The following is a 14767-nucleotide window of genomic DNA, read 5'->3' on the forward strand; positions in this document are numbered from 1 at the left end:
CCGGCCGGGTGTCGGCCGCGTTACGCGAGCGCGCCCACGACCTTCCGCGGAGTGATCCGGACGACGACGCGCGGGGCGTCCTTGCCGGCCTCCGGGTTGAAGTCGGCGTAGTGCTTGCCGGTGTACTTCATCGACAGTTCGTCGATGAGCTCCTGGCCGCCCTCGCTCGTGAGGTCGGCGGTGCCGCGGATCTCCGCGTACGTGTACGGCTCGTCGAAGGGCTGCACGACGACGGTCACACGCGGGTCCCGGCGGAGGTTCTTCTCCTTGCGGCGCCCGACGGTGGTCGAGATGAGCAGGTCGTCGCCGTCTCGCTTCACCCAGACGGGAGACACCTGGGGGCTCCCGTCCGGCTGGATGGTGGCGAGGTTCACGAAGACGGGGCCGTCGAGCAGTTCCTTGAGCTTGTCGCTGAGCGGGGCGGTCACGGTGCGGTCCTCCTGTGCACAGGAATTCGTTGACGTCACAACCGCATCTACCCCACCCGGCGCGCCGTAGCGGTCAGGACGCGCGCCGCGTCACCCGGGGAGACGAGCCCCGGGCCCCGGGCCGAGCCGAGGAGGCAGGACCAGCGCCGTCGCGATCGCCGCCAGCCCTTCGGCCCGGCCGGTCAGCCCGAGGCCGTCGGTCGTCGTGCCCGAGACGGAGACAGGGGCCCCGGCCGCCTCGCTCAGCGCCTTCTGGGCCTCGTCGCGCCGCTTGCCGATCTTCGGCCGCACGCCGATGACCTGGACCGCGATGTTGCCGATCTCGAAGCCCTCGGCGCGTACGATCCTGGCCGCCTCGGCGAGCAGTGTCACCCCGGAGGCGCCGGACCACTCGGGGCGGCCGGTGCCGAAGTGGGCGCCGAGGTCGCCGACGCCGGCGGCCGAGAAGAGCGCGTCGCAGGCGGCGTGGGCGGCGACGTCGCCGTCGGAGTGGCCGGCGAGACCGTACCCGTCGCTGTCGGAGCTCTCCCAGCGCAGGCCGGCGCACCACAGCTCGCGGCCCTGCTCGAAGGCGTGGACGTCGGTGCCGACGCCGACGCGGGGGATCGGGGGCGGGGTCGGGCTAGAAGCCATCGTTGGCCCTCCTGCGGGCGAGTACGGCCTCGGCGAGCACGAGGTCCAGCGGGCGGGTCACCTTGAACGCCTCTTCGTGGCCGGGCACGACCACGACGGGCGCGCCGAGCTGCTCGACCATGCTCGCGTCGTCGGTGACGTCGTCGGTGACCGTCTCGTGGGCGCGTACGAGCGTCTCTCGGTCGAAGCCCTGCGGGGTCTGCACGGCGCGCAGACGGGCCCGCTCGGGGGTGGCGACGACCGGCTCGGGCTCGCCCTTCTCGCGCGGCTCGACCTGCTTGACGGTGTCGGCGAGCGGCAGGGCGGGCACGACGGCGACGGCGCCGTCCCGTACGGCCTCGATGACGGCGTCGACGGTGTCGACGGGGACCAGCGGCCGGGCGGCGTCGTGCACGAGCACGGTGGTGACCGTCTCGGGGAGCGCTTCGAGGCCGAGGCGCACGGACTCCTGGCGGGTGTCGCCGCCAGGGACGACGAGGTAGTCGGTGCGCTCGGGCAGGGCGTGGTCGTCGAGGAGGTTCTTGACCTCGCCCGCGCCGTCGGGCGGAGCGACCACCACGACGAGCGCGACGGCCCGGGACGCGGCCATGGCCCGTACCGCGTGGATCAGCATGGGGGTGCCGCCAAGGGCGCGGAGCGCCTTGGGGGCACCCGGGCCGAGTCGTACGCCCCGGCCTGCCGCGGGGATCACCACGGCGGTGCGGCCGGTGCGCGTCTGTTCTGACATCGGTTCCACTCCGGAGGTCGGGGACGGTCCGTGACGACGCCCCAGTTCTGACATGGCCAGGACCGAGTTGGGCTTGGCCAGGTTTGTGTCCTCGGCCGTTGTGGGTATGGCCACAGCGTGCCGGGAGCTCCGCCTTGACCGGACCCTTTTCCGTGACAACTGGTTGAGCGAGCTGCGCCAGCCGCCCGGGCCCGGCACACTGCGTGGCCGGAATCGGTCGGGAGTCGATCGTCGGGGACAGTCGGGGGACAGGGGGGACGTCGGGGTAGACGGGGGACGTCGGGAGATCGATCTTTCGGATCCTGCGTGCGGATCCTGCGGGGACTGTGCCGCGGGAGCAGCCCATGGGGTCACCTGAGGGTGCTGCCTCGGGGGCGCTGCCGTCAGGGCGCTTGGGTCTGGCCCTGCGGACATGCCGCAGTGCCCGGCGACACAACCCTTCAGCTGGTCAGCGGGCACCGCGGCATTCAGTTCTGCACCGTGGACGCTTGGGCGCGCGAGAGCGCCGGCGCGACGACCGGCGTCAGGACGCGAGGACCTCGTCGAGCAGAGCCTCGGCCTTGTCCTCGTTGGTGTTCTCCGCGAGGGCCAGTTCGCTCACCAGGATCTGCCGAGCCTTGGCCAGCATGCGCTTCTCACCTGCGGAGAGACCGCGCTCACGCTCGCGGCGCCACAGGTCGCGCACCACTTCGGCGACCTTGATGACGTCGCCGGAGGCGAGCTTCTCGAGATTTGCCTTGTAGCGACGGGACCAGTTCGTGGGCTCCTCCGCATACGGCGCACGCAGCACGTCGAAGACCCGGTCGAGCCCGTCCTGACCGACCACATCGCGCACGCCAACGAGATCCGCATTGTCCGCCGGCACACGAACCGTCAAGTCGCCCTGGGCGACCTTGAGCACCAAGTAGGTCTTGTCCACGCCTTTGATCTGGCGAGTTTCGATGGCCTCGATCAGCGCGGCCCCGTGATGGGGATAGACCACGGTGTCGCCAACCTTGAACGTCATGTGACAGGTACCCCTTCCGTGGCTATCCAGGGTAACACGAGAACGGCTTCTTCTGAATGGCGTTTCCGCAGGTCAGGGCATATCTCGGGGCTTGACAACAGCAACCCGGACGTGCTGCGGGCGGCTTCGGGGAGGGGGTAATCGCAGGTCGGAGCCGCTGCACGGGCATGCGGAAACGCGCACGTTACGCGCGCCACAACCCCCGCCCAAGCGGATGAACGTCCCGATTTGCCGGTTTCTCAGCAGTCTACTTCCCGTACTCCGTTCGAGGCTCGGTCACCCGCACGGCGGGACGGCGAGAAGGAATCCGGAATTGATCACCGAGGCGACCTCGGCGGTTTATTCGCAAGGAATGCGCGAGGGCGGCGGAATTGATCATCCGCCTTATGTGAACAGCAGACCAAATCCGGGTGAGGGTGCCGACAGTGGTGCTCACTCGGGGTGTCGGGCGGCCTCCGGGGGCGGGTCGGGTGCGGGACGCCGACTCCGGCTCGGTAACCTGAGCCCGCTGTAAGACCCGTAAGACCCGTTCAGTCCGTCCGCACGTCCGTACGTCCAAGGAGTTGCCGCCGCCGTGAGCCGCAGCCTTCGACGCGGCGCCATCGCCGCCTCTGTCCTCGCGATCTCGATCGCCACGCTCTCCGCCTGCGGTGCGGGCCAGGACGCGCAGACGCTCGGCGTGAAGCCGGACAACGCCGCCACCTCGGTCGGCGTCATCAAGGTCCAGAACGCGACGGTGCTCGCCCAGCCCGTGGCGGGCGCGGAGGGGCCGGCCGTCGTGTCGGCGACGCTCTTCAACGACGGCCAGAAGGACCAGACGCTCGAGTCCATCACGCTGCCCGGCAGCAACTCCGCGGTGAAGCTGTCCGCGGCCAAGGGCGGCGGCCCGGTCACCGTGCCGGCCGGCGGCTCGGTCATCCTCGGCGGCGAGGGCAACGCCTCGGCGGTCATCGAGAACGGCCGCGAGGCCGGCAAGGCCGGCGATGTCCAGGAGGTCGTCTTCCGGTTCAGCGAGACCGGCGACGTCCGCCTCGACGCCTTCGTCATGCCGGCGATCGGCTACTACAAGGACTACGGCCCGACCGGTGCCGCGCAGCCCCCGTCCGAGTCCCCGTCGCCGACGGGCTCCCCGACCGCCGGCGCGCACGGCGGCGAGGGCGAGCACGGCGAGGAACAGGACGGCGAGCAGGGCAGCCAGCAGGGTGGCGAGCACGGCTCGGAGCAGGGCGGCGGCGACGAGCACGGCGGCGAGGGCGGGGCGACCCCGTCCGAGTCCACCACTCCCGCCGAGGGCGGCTCGGGTCACTGACCCCGCCGCGTACGGTCCGTACGCGAACGCACGGCGGCGCCCCACCGGGAGGATCCGGTGGGGCGCCGCCGTGCCGCGCGTGCGTACGTGCCGGTTAAGGCGTACGGCTTGCGGCTTGCGGCTTACGGCTCGAACTTGTAGCCGAGGCCGCGGACCGTGACCAGGTAGCGCGGCGCGCCCGGGTCCGGCTCGATCTTGGCGCGGAGGCGCTTGACGTGGACGTCGAGGGTCTTGGTGTCGCCCACGTAGTCCGCGCCCCAGACGCGGTCGATCAGCTGCATACGGGTCAGCACACGGCCCGCGTTGCGCAGCAGCATCTCCAGGAGGTCGAACTCCTTGAGCGGCAGGTCGACCTTGCCGCCGGCGACGGTGACGACGTGGCGGTCCACGTCCATCCGGACCGGACCGGCCTCCAGGGCGGCGGGGGTGACCTCCTCCGGCTCACCGCGGCGGCGCAGGACCGCGCGGATGCGGGCGACCAGCTCCCGCGAGGAGAAGGGCTTCGTCACGTAGTCGTCGGCTCCTATCTCCAGACCGACGACCTTGTCGATCTCGCTGTCCTTGGCGGTCACCATGATGACGGGGACGTTGGAGCGGCCGCGCAGCTGGCGGCAGACCTCGGTGCCGGGCAGGCCCGGCAGCATCAGGTCGAGGAGCACGAGGTCGGCGCCGTTGCGCTCGAACTCGTCGAGCCCCTCGGGGCCGGTGGTCGCGACGGCGACCTCGAAGCCCTCCTTGCGGAGCATGTAGGAAAGAGCGTCGCTGAAGGACTCCTCGTCCTCGACGACAAGCACTCGGGTCACGGAAGGACCTCCGGGGCAGGCAGTGGTTCGCGTGGGGTGGTCCGGGGATCCGGACCGGGGTGGGTTCGGGGGTGGGGAGCGGTGTCGGCGGCGTGGTGGGGACCGGGACCGGGATCCGAGTCGTACGGAGCGTCGTCGGCTTCGTCGGCGACGTGGCTGTGTGTACGGTCCCGGACGGAGCCGGCCTCCGGCAACCGCAGGGTGAACGTGGAGCCCTGACCCTCGGAGCTCCACACCGTGACCTCCCCGCCGTGCGAGGCGGCCACGTGCTTGACGATGGCCAGGCCCAGGCCCGTACCACCGGTCGCCCGGGAGCGGGCGGGGTCGACGCGGTAGAAGCGCTCGAAGATCCGCTCACGGTCCCGCTCGGAGATGCCGATTCCCTGGTCGGTGACGGCGATCTCGATCAGGTCGCCGCCGGAGGCGGAGACGCGGCGCGCGGCTATGCCGACGCGGGTGCGGGCCGGCGAGTAGTTGACGGCGTTCTCGACGAGATTGCCGAGGGCGGCGGCCAGCTGGCCGCGGTGGCCCCAGACGTGCAGGTCGGCGGTGCCACCGGCGGCCATGGTGATCTGCTTCGTGGACGCGGTGTGCCGGGATCGGTCGATGGCCTCGGCGACCAGCTCGTCCACGCGCACGGGCTCGGCGTCCTCCAGCGGGTCGTCGTTCTGCACCCGGGAGAGGTCGATGAGCTCCTGTACGAGACTGGTGAGGCGGGTCGCCTCGATCTGCATGCGGCCCGCGAAGCGGGTGACCGCCTCGGGGTCGTCCGACGCGTCCATGACCGCTTCGGAGAGCAGCGAGAGCGCGCCGACGGGCGTCTTGAGCTCATGGCTGACATTGGCGACGAAGTCGCGTCGTACCGCTTCGATACGGCGGGCCTCGGTGAGGTCCTCGACCAGCAGCAGCACCAGGCGGGAGCCGAGCGGCGCGACCCGGGCGGAGACGGCGAGTGCCTCGCCGCGGCCGCTGCCGCGCCGGGGCAGGTCGAGCTCGACCTGCCTTATCTCACCGTCGCGGCGGGTGTCGCGGGCCATGTGCAGCATGGGCTCGATGGCCAGCTTCCCGCCCCTGACCAGACCCAGCGCGTACGCGGCCGAGCTGGCCTTGACCACGGAGTCGCTCTCGTCGAGGACGACCGCGGAGGAGCGGAGCACGGAGAGCACGGTGTCGACGCCGGGCGGAAGCACGGCGTCCGTGTGCAGCGATGTGCGGGTGGGCCGTGCCTGGTCGCGCTCGCTCCAGCGGAACGCCAGCATGGCGATCACGCCGGTGCACACCCCGGCGATCGCAGCCAATGCGGCGACCGCCGCGTTCACGTCCATGCATCCAGACTAAGCGGGCCGTCTGACCAGCTCCCAGCCTTCCGAGTGGCACCTCGAACACTCGTCGCCCAGAGTTCACCGAGGGGATAGTGGCGGTTCACTTGGGAGGGAGGGATCGGACGCGTTGCACACGGAACGTGGGAGCGTGGGAGTCTCATCCCCACCACCGGACACTCGTTCGTATCAAGAGGTATCAAGAGAGGGACATCCCATGCGGGACGCGTACCACGAGGAACTGGACTCGATCGGCGAGGGCCTCGTCGAAATGGCCCGGCTGGTCGGGTCGGCGATCGGGCGCGCAACGACGGCCATTCTCGACGCGGATCTGAAGCTCGCCGAGAGCGTCATCGCCGCGGACCAGAAGATCGACGAACTGCAGCACGACCTGGAGGCCCGGGCGATAGCCCTGCTCGCCCGCCAGCAGCCGGTCGCGACGGACCTGCGGATCGTGGTGACCTCGCTGCGGATGAGCGCGGACCTGGAGCGCTCCGGCGACCTGGCCCAGCACGTGGCCAAGCTGGCCCGGCTGCGCTTCCCCGACACGGCCGTCCCGCGGGACCTGCACGCCACGATCCTGGAGATGGGCCAGCTCGCGCAGCGCCTGATGGCGAAGGCGGCGGAGGTCATCATCACCAAGGACGTCGACCTGGCGCTCCAGCTGGAGCACGACGACGACGAGATGGACATGCTGCACCGCACGCTGTTCACGCACCTCATCGACGAGCGCTGGAAGCACGGCATCGAGACCGCGGTCGACGTGACGCTGCTGGGCCGCTACTACGAGCGGTACGCCGACCACGCGGTCGCGGTCGCCAAGCGCGTCGTCTACCTGGTCACGGGCGAGCACGCGGACGAGCTCCAGCCGGAGACGACGGTCGAGGGCGCGTGAGCGAAGAGCTCACCGGCGGCATGAGCACATCCGTGCGCCGTTGATGCGCCGGGCCGAGTGGGCATGCAATGGGGAGAGGCGACACACGCACGCCTTCGAGGAGGACCCCATGGCCGATTCCCCCACGACCGACGCACAGCAGGACGCACCTGTCGAAGTGGCCCCCACGCCCCGCCGCCTGCCGCTCCTCGGCGCCTGCGGCTGCGGCTCGGGCTGCGGCTGTGGCTGCCAGTCGGGCGCGCCGTGCCAGTGCGGCGGCTGAGCTAGGGAGTGTCTTCACAGTGGCGTCGTCCGCCCGGAGGGCAGGCGTCACCGGGCAGACGGGACTTGAAGACACGACCTAGCAGCGCGAAGACAGCGGAAGGGCCCCGTCCGACACCGGACGGGGCCCTTCCGCGTCCTCCTCAGCCGGTGAGGTCGAGCACGCCGACGGTCTGGCCGCCGCTCGTCTCACCGGTCGTGCGGAACCCCAGCTTCAGGTAGAACGCGCCCGGCCCGTCCTCCCCCGGCTCCCAGCTCACGTACATCCGCTTCCCCCCGCGCCGCCGCACCTCGTCCGCCACGGCCCCCACCGCGAACCGCCCGTACCCGCGCCCCTGGGCGTCCGCCCGGATGTTCAGCCGCCACAGCCCGCTGCGCCGGTCGGCGGGGTCCTTCTCCGGGGCCCACGGGATGTCGATGAAGGCCATCAGGAACCCCACCGGCTCGTCCCCGTCCTCGTCCCCGTCGAAGACCAGCCGCGGCCAGGCGACGTCCCCGTGCGCGTACGCCTCCGCGAGCGACCGCGCCACGGACGCGACGTTCTTCTCCTGCCCGGGCCGCACCCGCAGCTCCAGGGCCGCGTCCACGTTGTCGGGGGTGATCTTCTCCAGCCTGGGCGTCATCCGGGCAACGTAACAGCGGGTCGGACCGCCTGCCCACGGGATTTCCGCGAGCGGGCGATCGGGCAGGCGGATCGGCCGGCCGTGACGAGGCGGTCTCGCCTCCGCGCGAGGCTTGTGGTGAACTGCGCACCATCAGACGTACGCGACGATGGGGTGACCGCGATGCCTCTTGAGGGCGAGTACGAGCCGAGTCCGGCGCAGTGGGTGCGCGAGCAGGTCGAGCTGTACGAGAGTTCGGGCGGCACGCAGGGGACGACACTCTGGGACACGGGGCTGCCCGTCGTCGTTCTCACGACGCGCGGCGCAAGGAGCGGCAAGCTCCGCAAGGTCCCGCTGATGCGCGTGGAGCACGACGGGAGGTACGCGGCCGTGGCCTCGAAGGGCGGCTTCCCGCATCACCCGGTCTGGTACTTCAACCTCAAGTCCGACCCGCACGTGGAGCTCCAGGACGGGTCCGTACGCCAGGACATGACGGCCCGTGAGGTCACCGGTGACGAGAAGGCCGACTGGTGGGAGCGCGCGGTCGCCGCGTATCCGCCGTACGCCGAGTACCAGGAGAAGACCGACCGCGAGATCCCCGTCTTCGTGCTGGAACCCTCCTGAAGAGGTCCCACGGCATGAAAATGCCCCTGAGCCGCGCCGTATGCGCAGCTCAGGGGCATGATCACCAAACCTACTTCTTCTTGCCCTGGTTCTTGACCGCCTCGATCGCGGCCGCGGCGGCCTCCGGGTCGAGGTAGGTGCCGCCGGGCTTGACCGGCTTGAAGTCGGCGTCGAGCTCGTAGACCAGCGGGATGCCGGTCGGGATGTTCAGGCCCGCGATGTCGGCGTCGGAGACGCCGTCGAGGTGCTTGACCAGCGCGCGGAGGCTGTTGCCGTGGGCGGCGATCAGGACCGTGCGGCCGGCCAGGAGGTCCGGGACGATGCCGTCGTACCAGTACGGGAGCATGCGGACGACGACGTCCTTCAGGCACTCGGTGCGCGGCCGAAGCTCCGGTGGGATCGTGGCGTAGCGGGCGTCGTGGGCCTGCGAGAACTCGTTGTCGTCGGCGAGGGCCGGCGGCGGGGTGTCGTACGAGCGGCGCCACAGCATGAACTGCTCCTCGCCGAACTCCGCGAGCGTCTGCGCCTTGTCCTTGCCCTGGAGCGCGCCGTAGTGGCGCTCGTTCAGGCGCCAGGAGCGGTGGACCGGGATCCAGTGGCGGTCCGCGGCCTCCAGCGCGAGCTGGGCGGTGCGGATGGCGCGCTTCTGGAGCGAGGTGTGGAGTACGTCGGGGAGCAGGCCGGCGTCCTTGAGCAGCTCACCGCCGCGCACCGCCTCCTTCTCGCCCTTCTCGGTGAGGTTGACGTCCACCCAGCCGGTGAACAGGTTCTTCGCGTTCCAGTCGCTCTCGCCGTGGCGGAGGAGGATCAGCTTGTACGTCGCGTCGGCCATGGGCCCGAGCCTAATAGACGCCCGGGACGGCCGACGATTGACGTCCGCCGTCAATTGACTGGCGCGGCGGAGCACACGGCTTGTAACTTCCGGAGTGCCGCTGCGCCGCTTACACCTCGGGGGGATGCCCACATGTCCGTTGCCTCGCTCAGACGGGCCGCGAAGGAGAGCGTCTCGGGCCTTCCCCGGGCGTTCTGGTGGCTGTGGGTCAGCACCCTGGTCAACCGGCTCGGCGCCTTCGTCGCCACCTACATGGCGCTCTACCTCACCCTGGAGCGCGGCTACTCCGCCTCGTACGCGGGGCTCGTCGCCGCCCTGCACGGACTCGGCGGTGTGGTCTCGTCGCTCGGCGCCGGGGTGATGGCCGACCGGCTGGGGCGGCGGCCCACGCTGCTCCTCGCGCAGACGTCGACCGCGCTGTCCGTCGCGCTCCTCGGCTTCATGGAGCATCCGGCCGCGATCGCGGCCGTCGCCTGCCTCGTCGGCATGACGAGCAACGCCTCACGCCCGGCGGTGCAGGCGATGATGGCGGATATCGTCCGGCCCGAGGACCGTCTGCGGGCCTTCTCGCTCAACTACTGGGCCATCAACCTCGGTTTCGCGATCTCCTCCGCCGCCGCCGGCCTCATCGCCGAGTACAGCTATCTCGCCGGTTTCGTCGGCGAGGCCGTGCTCACCCTCGTCTGCGCGGTGCTGGTCTTCGTCAAGCTGCCCGAGTCCCGCCCCGAGCGGAGCGCCGCGGCGGCGAAGAGCGAGCCCGGGATCGGTCTCGGTACGGTCCTGCGCGACGGCCGCTTCATGGGCGTCGTCGGGCTCTCCTTCCTCATCTCGCTGATCTTCATGCAGGGTTCGGTGGGCCTGCCGGTCGCGATGGGGCTGAGCGGCTGGTCCCCGTCCGACTACGGCTTCGTCATCGCGGCCAACGGCGTGCTGATCGTCGCCCTCCAGATCCCCGTCACCCGCTTCATCGAGCACCGCGACCCGCAGCGGCTGCTGGTGATCTCCGCCCTGCTCGCGGGGTACGGCTTCGGGCTCACGGCCTTCGCGGGCTCGATCGGGGTGTACGTGCTGACCGTCTGCGTGTGGACGCTGGCCGAGATCGTCAACTCCCCCACCCAGATGGGCCTCGTCGTCCGGTTCTCGCCGCTCCACGGCCGCGGCCGCTACCAGGGCGTCTACACCATGTCGTGGTCGGCCGCCGCGCTGATCGCCCCGCTGATGGCGGGATACGTCATCGACCGGTACGGCGCCGAGTGGCTGTGGGGTTCGTGCGCGGCGATCGGAACGGTGGCGGCGCTGGGGTACTGGCTGCTGATGCGCGGGCTCCCGGAAACCGCCCCGGAAGCCGCCCCGGACCCGGCGCAGGTACCGGCGCAGGCGCCGGAAGCGGAGACCTCGGCCGTCCCCGCCGCGTCCGAGGCCGCTCCCGCCACCTCCGCATCCGCACCCGCACCCGCACCCGCACCCGCACCCGCCCAGGGCTAGGGCGAGGGGGCGGTCGGAGCGCGGGCCCGGAACAGCGCAAGGGGCGCCCCCTGTGGCGCCCCTTGTGTCGCTCTTTCTAGATTTTCCCCTCGGGTGGCCCGTCCCGCACGCCGGAGGCGGACAGGGCTTCAGCGGTCGAGCGCGCGCTGCGCCTCGTACAGGTTCCGCGGGTGCACGGCGCCCGGCGAACCGTACGCCTCGATCCGTGAGTTGAGCTCCCCCGCGAAGTCCGGCACATCGGTCTGGTCGAACTCGCGAACCGTGGAGATGCCGACGGTCGCGCTGTACGGGGCGATGCCGTCGATCCGTACGAGACCGGCCCGCTCGTTGGTCACCGTGACGTTCCAGTGGGTGAAGCGTGCGCCGTACAGCGGCCCGGAGCTCGCGTCGCCGCCGTGCCGCCCGTTGTTGTTGACGGTGATGTCGGTGCGCACGTTCGCGAAGGGCATCCCGCGGTGCGTGTCGAAGGTCCCCATCCCCATGACGCCGCGCGACCAGACGTTGTGGCTGGACAGTCCCTCGACGTTGATGCCGTGCAGCTGGGTGCCGGCCGGCGCGGGCACGGTGCGCTCCTCGACGGCGAAGTCCTCGACGAGGTTGTCGTGCGCGCCCTCGCGGCAGAAGTACGGGTGGTGCGAGCCGCGGCCGGCGACCCGGGTGCGGCGCAGCGTGCAGGCGGAGGCGGCGACGAGCCCGAAGCCGTTGTCGACGTGCCGGACGGTGATGTCGTCGGCCCAGCAGTCGTACGCGCACTGGAAGGTGACGCCGTTGTAGCCCTTGTCCAGCAGGTGCGGCTGCTGCGGGGTCTCGACGGCTTCGAGCGTCAGTCCTTCGACGCCCGAGCCGGTCAGCGGCGCGACGTGGGTGGTCAGGCGCGGGTCCCATTCGGGGCGTACGTCGAGGGGCAGCGGCCGTTCGAGCGCGACGGTGTTCCCCTTGACGGCCCGGATCCGTACGGGCCATTCGTAGGGGACGTAGCTGGTCAGCTTGGCCTTGTCGTCCCAGACGTACGCCTCGGGGCCCGGTCCGCCGCCGGCCATGTGCTCCAGCAGCGTGTGCGCCGTGTCGTCGGCGAGGCGCAGCAGGACGAGCTGTCCCGGCCGCAGCGCCGACGGGTCGTCGACGGTGACGGCGCGGTCGCCGCGCCGGGCGGGGCGAACGGCGGTGAGGCTGTCCCATTCGTCGCGCTTGTTGCCCGTCCAGCCCTCGAACGGCCACTCCCTGGCCCGGATGGCCGCGGTGAGACTCTCGTAACGGCCCTGCGGGCAGAGCCAAATGAGGCCGCCCGCCCAGGACCAGCTCGACTTGTCGCCGCCGTAGCGACTGCCGTACGGGCCGATGAGCTCGGTCAGGTTCTTGGTCGCCACGAGTTTCGTCCGGCCGCTGCCGGCGCCGCGCAGGACGACGTTGCTGTGGCCGATCCGGATGACGTCGTCGATGCGGTACGTCCCGGGCGGGATGGTGACCGTGCCGCCGCCGCGCTCACCGGCAGCGGCGACGGCACGGTTGATCGCGGGCGCGGCGTCCGTGGAGCCGTCGTTCAGGGCGCCGTATCGGAGGACGTCGGCCACGACGCGCCGCCGGGGGAAGTGCGCCGATCCGCCGCGCTGTCCCGCCCGTGCGACGAAGGGGATCTGGGGGTGGTCGTACGGATTGCGGGCGAACTCCCGCCAGAGCTCGGCGGTCCCCGGCCGCGGCGCGGCCGAGGCCGCCGCTGCCCCGGCTCCGCCGCTCGCGGCGACGGCCGCGACGGCGATCGCGCCACCGAGCAGGCCCCGCCTGGTCAACCCCTCCATACGCCCCCACCTTCCACGCATGTGAACGACGTTCAGGTTTGCGTCGGCGGTGAGCATGCCACGGCCTCGGCCGGGCGCGGAAGGGGTTGAGCGGAAGGGAAGGTGATCCCGGTCAGTCCGACGGGCGTCGGGTCGGATGAGGCTGGGTCAGATGCGTGAACGCATCGAGGTTACGGGTCGACTCCCCCCGCGCCACCCGCCACGCGTACTCCTTGCGGATCGCGCTCGCGAAGCCCAGCTCAAGCAGGGAGTTGAAGCCGCCGTCCGCCGCCTCCAGGACCGCGCCCAGCAGCCGGTCCAGTTCGTCCGGGGTGACGACCGCGAGCGGGAGCCTGCCCACGAGGTAGATGTCGCCGAGCGGATCGACCGCGTAACTCACGCCGTACAGCTTGAGGTTGCGCTCCAGCAGCCAGCGGTGGACACCCGCCTCGTTCTCGTCCGGGTGGCGGATGACGAAGGCGTTCAGGGACAGCGAGTGCCGGCCGACGAGGAGGGAGCAGGTCGTCGCGAGCTTGCGGGTGCCGGGCAGCGTGACGACGTACGAACCCGGTGCGGGGCTCTCCCACTCCAGCTCGGCGTCCTTGAGGTACGTCTCGACGACCTCGTTGGTCTGCCGCGCGTCAGCCATGGTGGGAGCGTACGCGACGGCGGTGCTCGTGCATCGCCGCGGTGTACACGTCCGCCGTGGCCGAGGCCGCCGTGGCCCAGCCGAAGCCGCGGGCGTGGCGGGCGGCCGCCGCGCCCATCCGGTCCGTCAGCCGCTGGTCGTCGACGAAGCGGCGCAGCGCGCGGGCGTAGTCCGCCGGATCGTGCCCCGGCACGAGGAAGCCGGTCTCACCGTCGCGCACCGCCACCGGAAGGCCCCCGACGCGGGCCGCGACGACCGGTGTGCCGGTGGCCTGCGCCTCGATGGCACACAGTCCGAAGGACTCGCTGTACGAGGGCATGACCAGCACGGACGCGGCGCGGAACCAGTCCGCGAGCCGGTTCTGCGCGACCGGCGGGCAAAACCGTACGACATCGGTGATGCCGAGCCGCGCCGCGAGCTTCTGCAGGCCCTCCGGCTTGGCGAGACCGCTGCCGCTCGGGCCGCCGACCACCGGCACGACCAGGCGGGAACGGAGCGAGGGGTCCTCGTCGAGCAGCAGCGCCACCGCGCGCAGCAGCACGTCGGGGGCCTTCAGCGGCTGGATGCGGCCGGCGAAGAGCGGGATCACGGCGTCCTGCGGGAGGCCGAGGCGGGCACGGGCGGCGGCCCGGCCGTCGGCCGTGCGGAAGCGCTCCAGATTGACGCCGGGGTGGACGACGGCGACCTTCGCCGGGTCGGCTTCGTAGTGGCGGACCAGCTCGGCCGCCTCCTCCGCCGTGTTGGCGATCAGCCGGTCCGCGGCCTCGACTATCTGGGTCTCGCCGATCACCCGGGCCGGCGGCTCGGGGGTGTCGCCCTCGGCGAGCGCGGCGTTCTTGACCTTGGCCATGGTGTGCATGGCATGGACCAGCGGGACGCCCCAGCGCTCGGCGGCCAGCCAGCCGACGTGGCCGGAGAGCCAGTAGTGGGAGTGGACGAGGTCGTAGTGGCCGGGGCGGTGGCCCGCCCACGCCTGCATCACGCCGTGCGTGAAGGCGCACAGCTGGGCGGGGAGGTCCTCCTTGGCCAGGCCCTCGTAGGGTCCCGCGTCCACGTGGCGTACGAGCACACCGGGCGTGAGCTCGACCACCGGGGGCAGTCCGCCCGTGGTCGCGCGGGTGAAGACCTCCACTTCGACGCCGACGGCGGCGAGCCGCTTGGCGAGCTCCACGATGTAGACGTTCATCCCGCCCGCGTCGCCGGTGCCCGGCTGGTGGAGCGGGGAGGTGTGGACGCTGAGCATGGCGACACGGCGGGGCTTGCGGTGCTGACCGGGAAACCGCAGCCGGGGCGGGGCCGCAAGGGTTCCGGCGAGCCGGGACACGTACTGGCTCACGTGGACGGTCCTCTCCGGGGGCTGGGGTCCGGGACTCGGGCCCCTCGTCTCGGGCATGTCAGAGCAAGGGCACGCACCGCCCT

The 14767-nt window shown here is 71.4% G+C and carries 16 protein-coding genes; 5 read left to right on the top strand and 11 right to left on the bottom strand.

Annotated elements, in window-relative coordinates:
- Positions 1 to 20: 20 nt before the first annotated feature.
- From KK483_RS15855 to KK483_RS15870, 4 genes are all read right to left on the bottom strand, one after another.
- Positions 21 to 428, bottom strand: a complete 408-nt coding sequence (locus tag KK483_RS15855) for a PPOX class F420-dependent oxidoreductase (RefSeq protein ID WP_262005886.1) — start codon at positions 426 to 428, stop codon at positions 21 to 23.
- 90 nt (positions 429 to 518) lie between these two features.
- Positions 519 to 1061 carry a 2-C-methyl-D-erythritol 2,4-cyclodiphosphate synthase gene (gene ispF, locus KK483_RS15860; protein WP_262005887.1) on the bottom strand — a complete coding sequence of 181 codons (543 nt, stop codon included), beginning with the start codon at positions 1059 to 1061 and terminating at the stop codon, positions 519 to 521.
- On the bottom strand, positions 1051 to 1788 hold the full coding sequence (gene ispD / locus KK483_RS15865) for a 2-C-methyl-D-erythritol 4-phosphate cytidylyltransferase (RefSeq protein ID WP_262005888.1): 738 nt from the start codon (positions 1786 to 1788) through the stop codon (positions 1051 to 1053). The genes ispF and ispD overlap by 11 nt, the downstream gene beginning before the upstream one ends.
- A gap of 523 nt (positions 1789 to 2311) precedes the next feature.
- Complete coding sequence (locus tag KK483_RS15870; RefSeq protein ID WP_017945956.1) at positions 2312 to 2794, bottom strand: CarD family transcriptional regulator; 483 nt, start codon at positions 2792 to 2794, stop codon at positions 2312 to 2314.
- Between the two features lie 574 nt (positions 2795 to 3368).
- Between KK483_RS15870 and KK483_RS15875 the strand changes: the two genes are divergently transcribed.
- Positions 3369 to 4103, top strand: coding sequence for a DUF461 domain-containing protein (locus KK483_RS15875; protein ID WP_262005889.1), 735 nt, complete (start codon positions 3369 to 3371; stop codon positions 4101 to 4103).
- A 122-nt stretch (positions 4104 to 4225) separates the two neighbouring features.
- On the opposite strand, the gene KK483_RS15880 is transcribed toward KK483_RS15875, so the two are convergent.
- Complete coding sequence (locus KK483_RS15880; RefSeq protein WP_126884732.1) at positions 4226 to 4906, bottom strand: response regulator transcription factor; 681 nt, start codon at positions 4904 to 4906, stop codon at positions 4226 to 4228.
- Positions 4903 to 6231, bottom strand: a complete 1329-nt coding sequence (locus KK483_RS15885; RefSeq protein WP_262005890.1) for a cell wall metabolism sensor histidine kinase WalK — start codon at positions 6229 to 6231, stop codon at positions 4903 to 4905. The genes KK483_RS15880 and KK483_RS15885 overlap by 4 nt, the downstream gene beginning before the upstream one ends.
- Before the next feature lie 211 nt (positions 6232 to 6442).
- Here KK483_RS15885 and phoU point away from each other — a divergent pair, with 211 nt between their 5' ends.
- Positions 6443 to 7120, top strand: coding sequence for a phosphate signaling complex protein PhoU (gene phoU, locus KK483_RS15890; protein ID WP_262005891.1), 678 nt, complete (start codon positions 6443 to 6445; stop codon positions 7118 to 7120).
- Between the two features lie 109 nt (positions 7121 to 7229).
- Complete coding sequence (locus KK483_RS15895; protein WP_262005892.1) at positions 7230 to 7382, top strand: hypothetical protein; 153 nt, start codon at positions 7230 to 7232, stop codon at positions 7380 to 7382.
- Positions 7383 to 7524: 142 nt separating this feature from the next.
- On the opposite strand, the gene KK483_RS15900 is transcribed toward KK483_RS15895, so the two are convergent.
- Entirely contained in the window at positions 7525 to 8004 is a 480-nt protein-coding gene (locus KK483_RS15900) for a GNAT family N-acetyltransferase (RefSeq protein ID WP_262005893.1), read from the bottom strand.
- Between the two features lie 162 nt (positions 8005 to 8166).
- On the opposite strand from KK483_RS15900, the gene KK483_RS15905 reads away from it, so the two are divergent.
- Positions 8167 to 8607: a nitroreductase family deazaflavin-dependent oxidoreductase gene (locus KK483_RS15905; protein ID WP_262005894.1), complete on the top strand. Its 441-nt coding sequence runs from the start codon at positions 8167 to 8169 to the stop codon at positions 8605 to 8607.
- 70 nt (positions 8608 to 8677) lie between these two features.
- Here KK483_RS15905 and KK483_RS15910 read toward each other — a convergent pair whose 3' ends face one another.
- Positions 8678 to 9439, bottom strand: a complete 762-nt coding sequence (locus KK483_RS15910; RefSeq protein WP_262005895.1) for a phosphoglyceromutase — start codon at positions 9437 to 9439, stop codon at positions 8678 to 8680.
- A gap of 132 nt (positions 9440 to 9571) precedes the next feature.
- Between KK483_RS15910 and KK483_RS15915 the strand changes: the two genes are divergently transcribed.
- Positions 9572 to 10924, top strand: a complete 1353-nt coding sequence (locus KK483_RS15915) for an MFS transporter (protein ID WP_262005896.1) — start codon at positions 9572 to 9574, stop codon at positions 10922 to 10924.
- A 128-nt stretch (positions 10925 to 11052) separates the two neighbouring features.
- On the opposite strand, the gene KK483_RS15920 is transcribed toward KK483_RS15915, so the two are convergent.
- The 3 genes from KK483_RS15920 to mshA form a co-directional block, all read right to left on the bottom strand.
- Positions 11053 to 12720, bottom strand: a complete 1668-nt coding sequence (locus KK483_RS15920) for a glycosyl hydrolase family 28-related protein (RefSeq protein WP_262005897.1) — start codon at positions 12718 to 12720, stop codon at positions 11053 to 11055.
- A gap of 112 nt (positions 12721 to 12832) precedes the next feature.
- On the bottom strand, positions 12833 to 13348 hold the full coding sequence (locus KK483_RS15925) for a YbjN domain-containing protein (protein WP_262005898.1): 516 nt from the start codon (positions 13346 to 13348) through the stop codon (positions 12833 to 12835).
- Positions 13341 to 14684 (bottom strand): D-inositol-3-phosphate glycosyltransferase, encoded by a 1344-nt coding sequence (mshA, locus tag KK483_RS15930; protein WP_262005899.1) that lies wholly within the window; start codon positions 14682 to 14684, stop codon positions 13341 to 13343. Before mshA ends, KK483_RS15925 begins: the two co-directional genes overlap by 8 nt.
- Between the last annotated feature and the right edge of the window lie 83 nt (positions 14685 to 14767).

This window comes from Streptomyces sp. FIT100 (assembly GCF_024584805.1).
In the GTDB taxonomy this organism is placed as follows: domain Bacteria; phylum Actinomycetota; class Actinomycetes; order Streptomycetales; family Streptomycetaceae; genus Streptomyces.

Bases quoted from the DNA above. Each gene is read 5' to 3' on its own strand.
- phoU (WP_262005891.1), top strand. From the start codon at position 6,443: ATGCGGGACGCGTACCACGAGGAACTGGACTCGATCGGCGAGGGCCTC.
- ispF (WP_262005887.1), bottom strand. From the start codon at position 1,061: ATGGCTTCTAGCCCGACCCCGCCCCCGATCCCCCGCGTCGGCGTCGGC.
- ispD (WP_262005888.1), bottom strand. From the start codon at position 1,788: ATGTCAGAACAGACGCGCACCGGCCGCACCGCCGTGGTGATCCCCGCG.
- KK483_RS15895 (WP_262005892.1), top strand. From the start codon at position 7,230: ATGGCCGATTCCCCCACGACCGACGCACAGCAGGACGCACCTGTCGAA.
- KK483_RS15900 (WP_262005893.1), bottom strand. From the start codon at position 8,004: ATGACGCCCAGGCTGGAGAAGATCACCCCCGACAACGTGGACGCGGCC.
- KK483_RS15915 (WP_262005896.1), top strand. From the start codon at position 9,572: ATGTCCGTTGCCTCGCTCAGACGGGCCGCGAAGGAGAGCGTCTCGGGC.
- KK483_RS15920 (WP_262005897.1), bottom strand. From the start codon at position 12,720: ATGGAGGGGTTGACCAGGCGGGGCCTGCTCGGTGGCGCGATCGCCGTC.
- KK483_RS15885 (WP_262005890.1), bottom strand. From the start codon at position 6,231: ATGGACGTGAACGCGGCGGTCGCCGCATTGGCTGCGATCGCCGGGGTG.
- KK483_RS15870 (WP_017945956.1), bottom strand. From the start codon at position 2,794: ATGACGTTCAAGGTTGGCGACACCGTGGTCTATCCCCATCACGGGGCC.
- KK483_RS15910 (WP_262005895.1), bottom strand. From the start codon at position 9,439: ATGGCCGACGCGACGTACAAGCTGATCCTCCTCCGCCACGGCGAGAGC.
- KK483_RS15925 (WP_262005898.1), bottom strand. From the start codon at position 13,348: ATGGCTGACGCGCGGCAGACCAACGAGGTCGTCGAGACGTACCTCAAG.
- KK483_RS15905 (WP_262005894.1), top strand. From the start codon at position 8,167: ATGCCTCTTGAGGGCGAGTACGAGCCGAGTCCGGCGCAGTGGGTGCGC.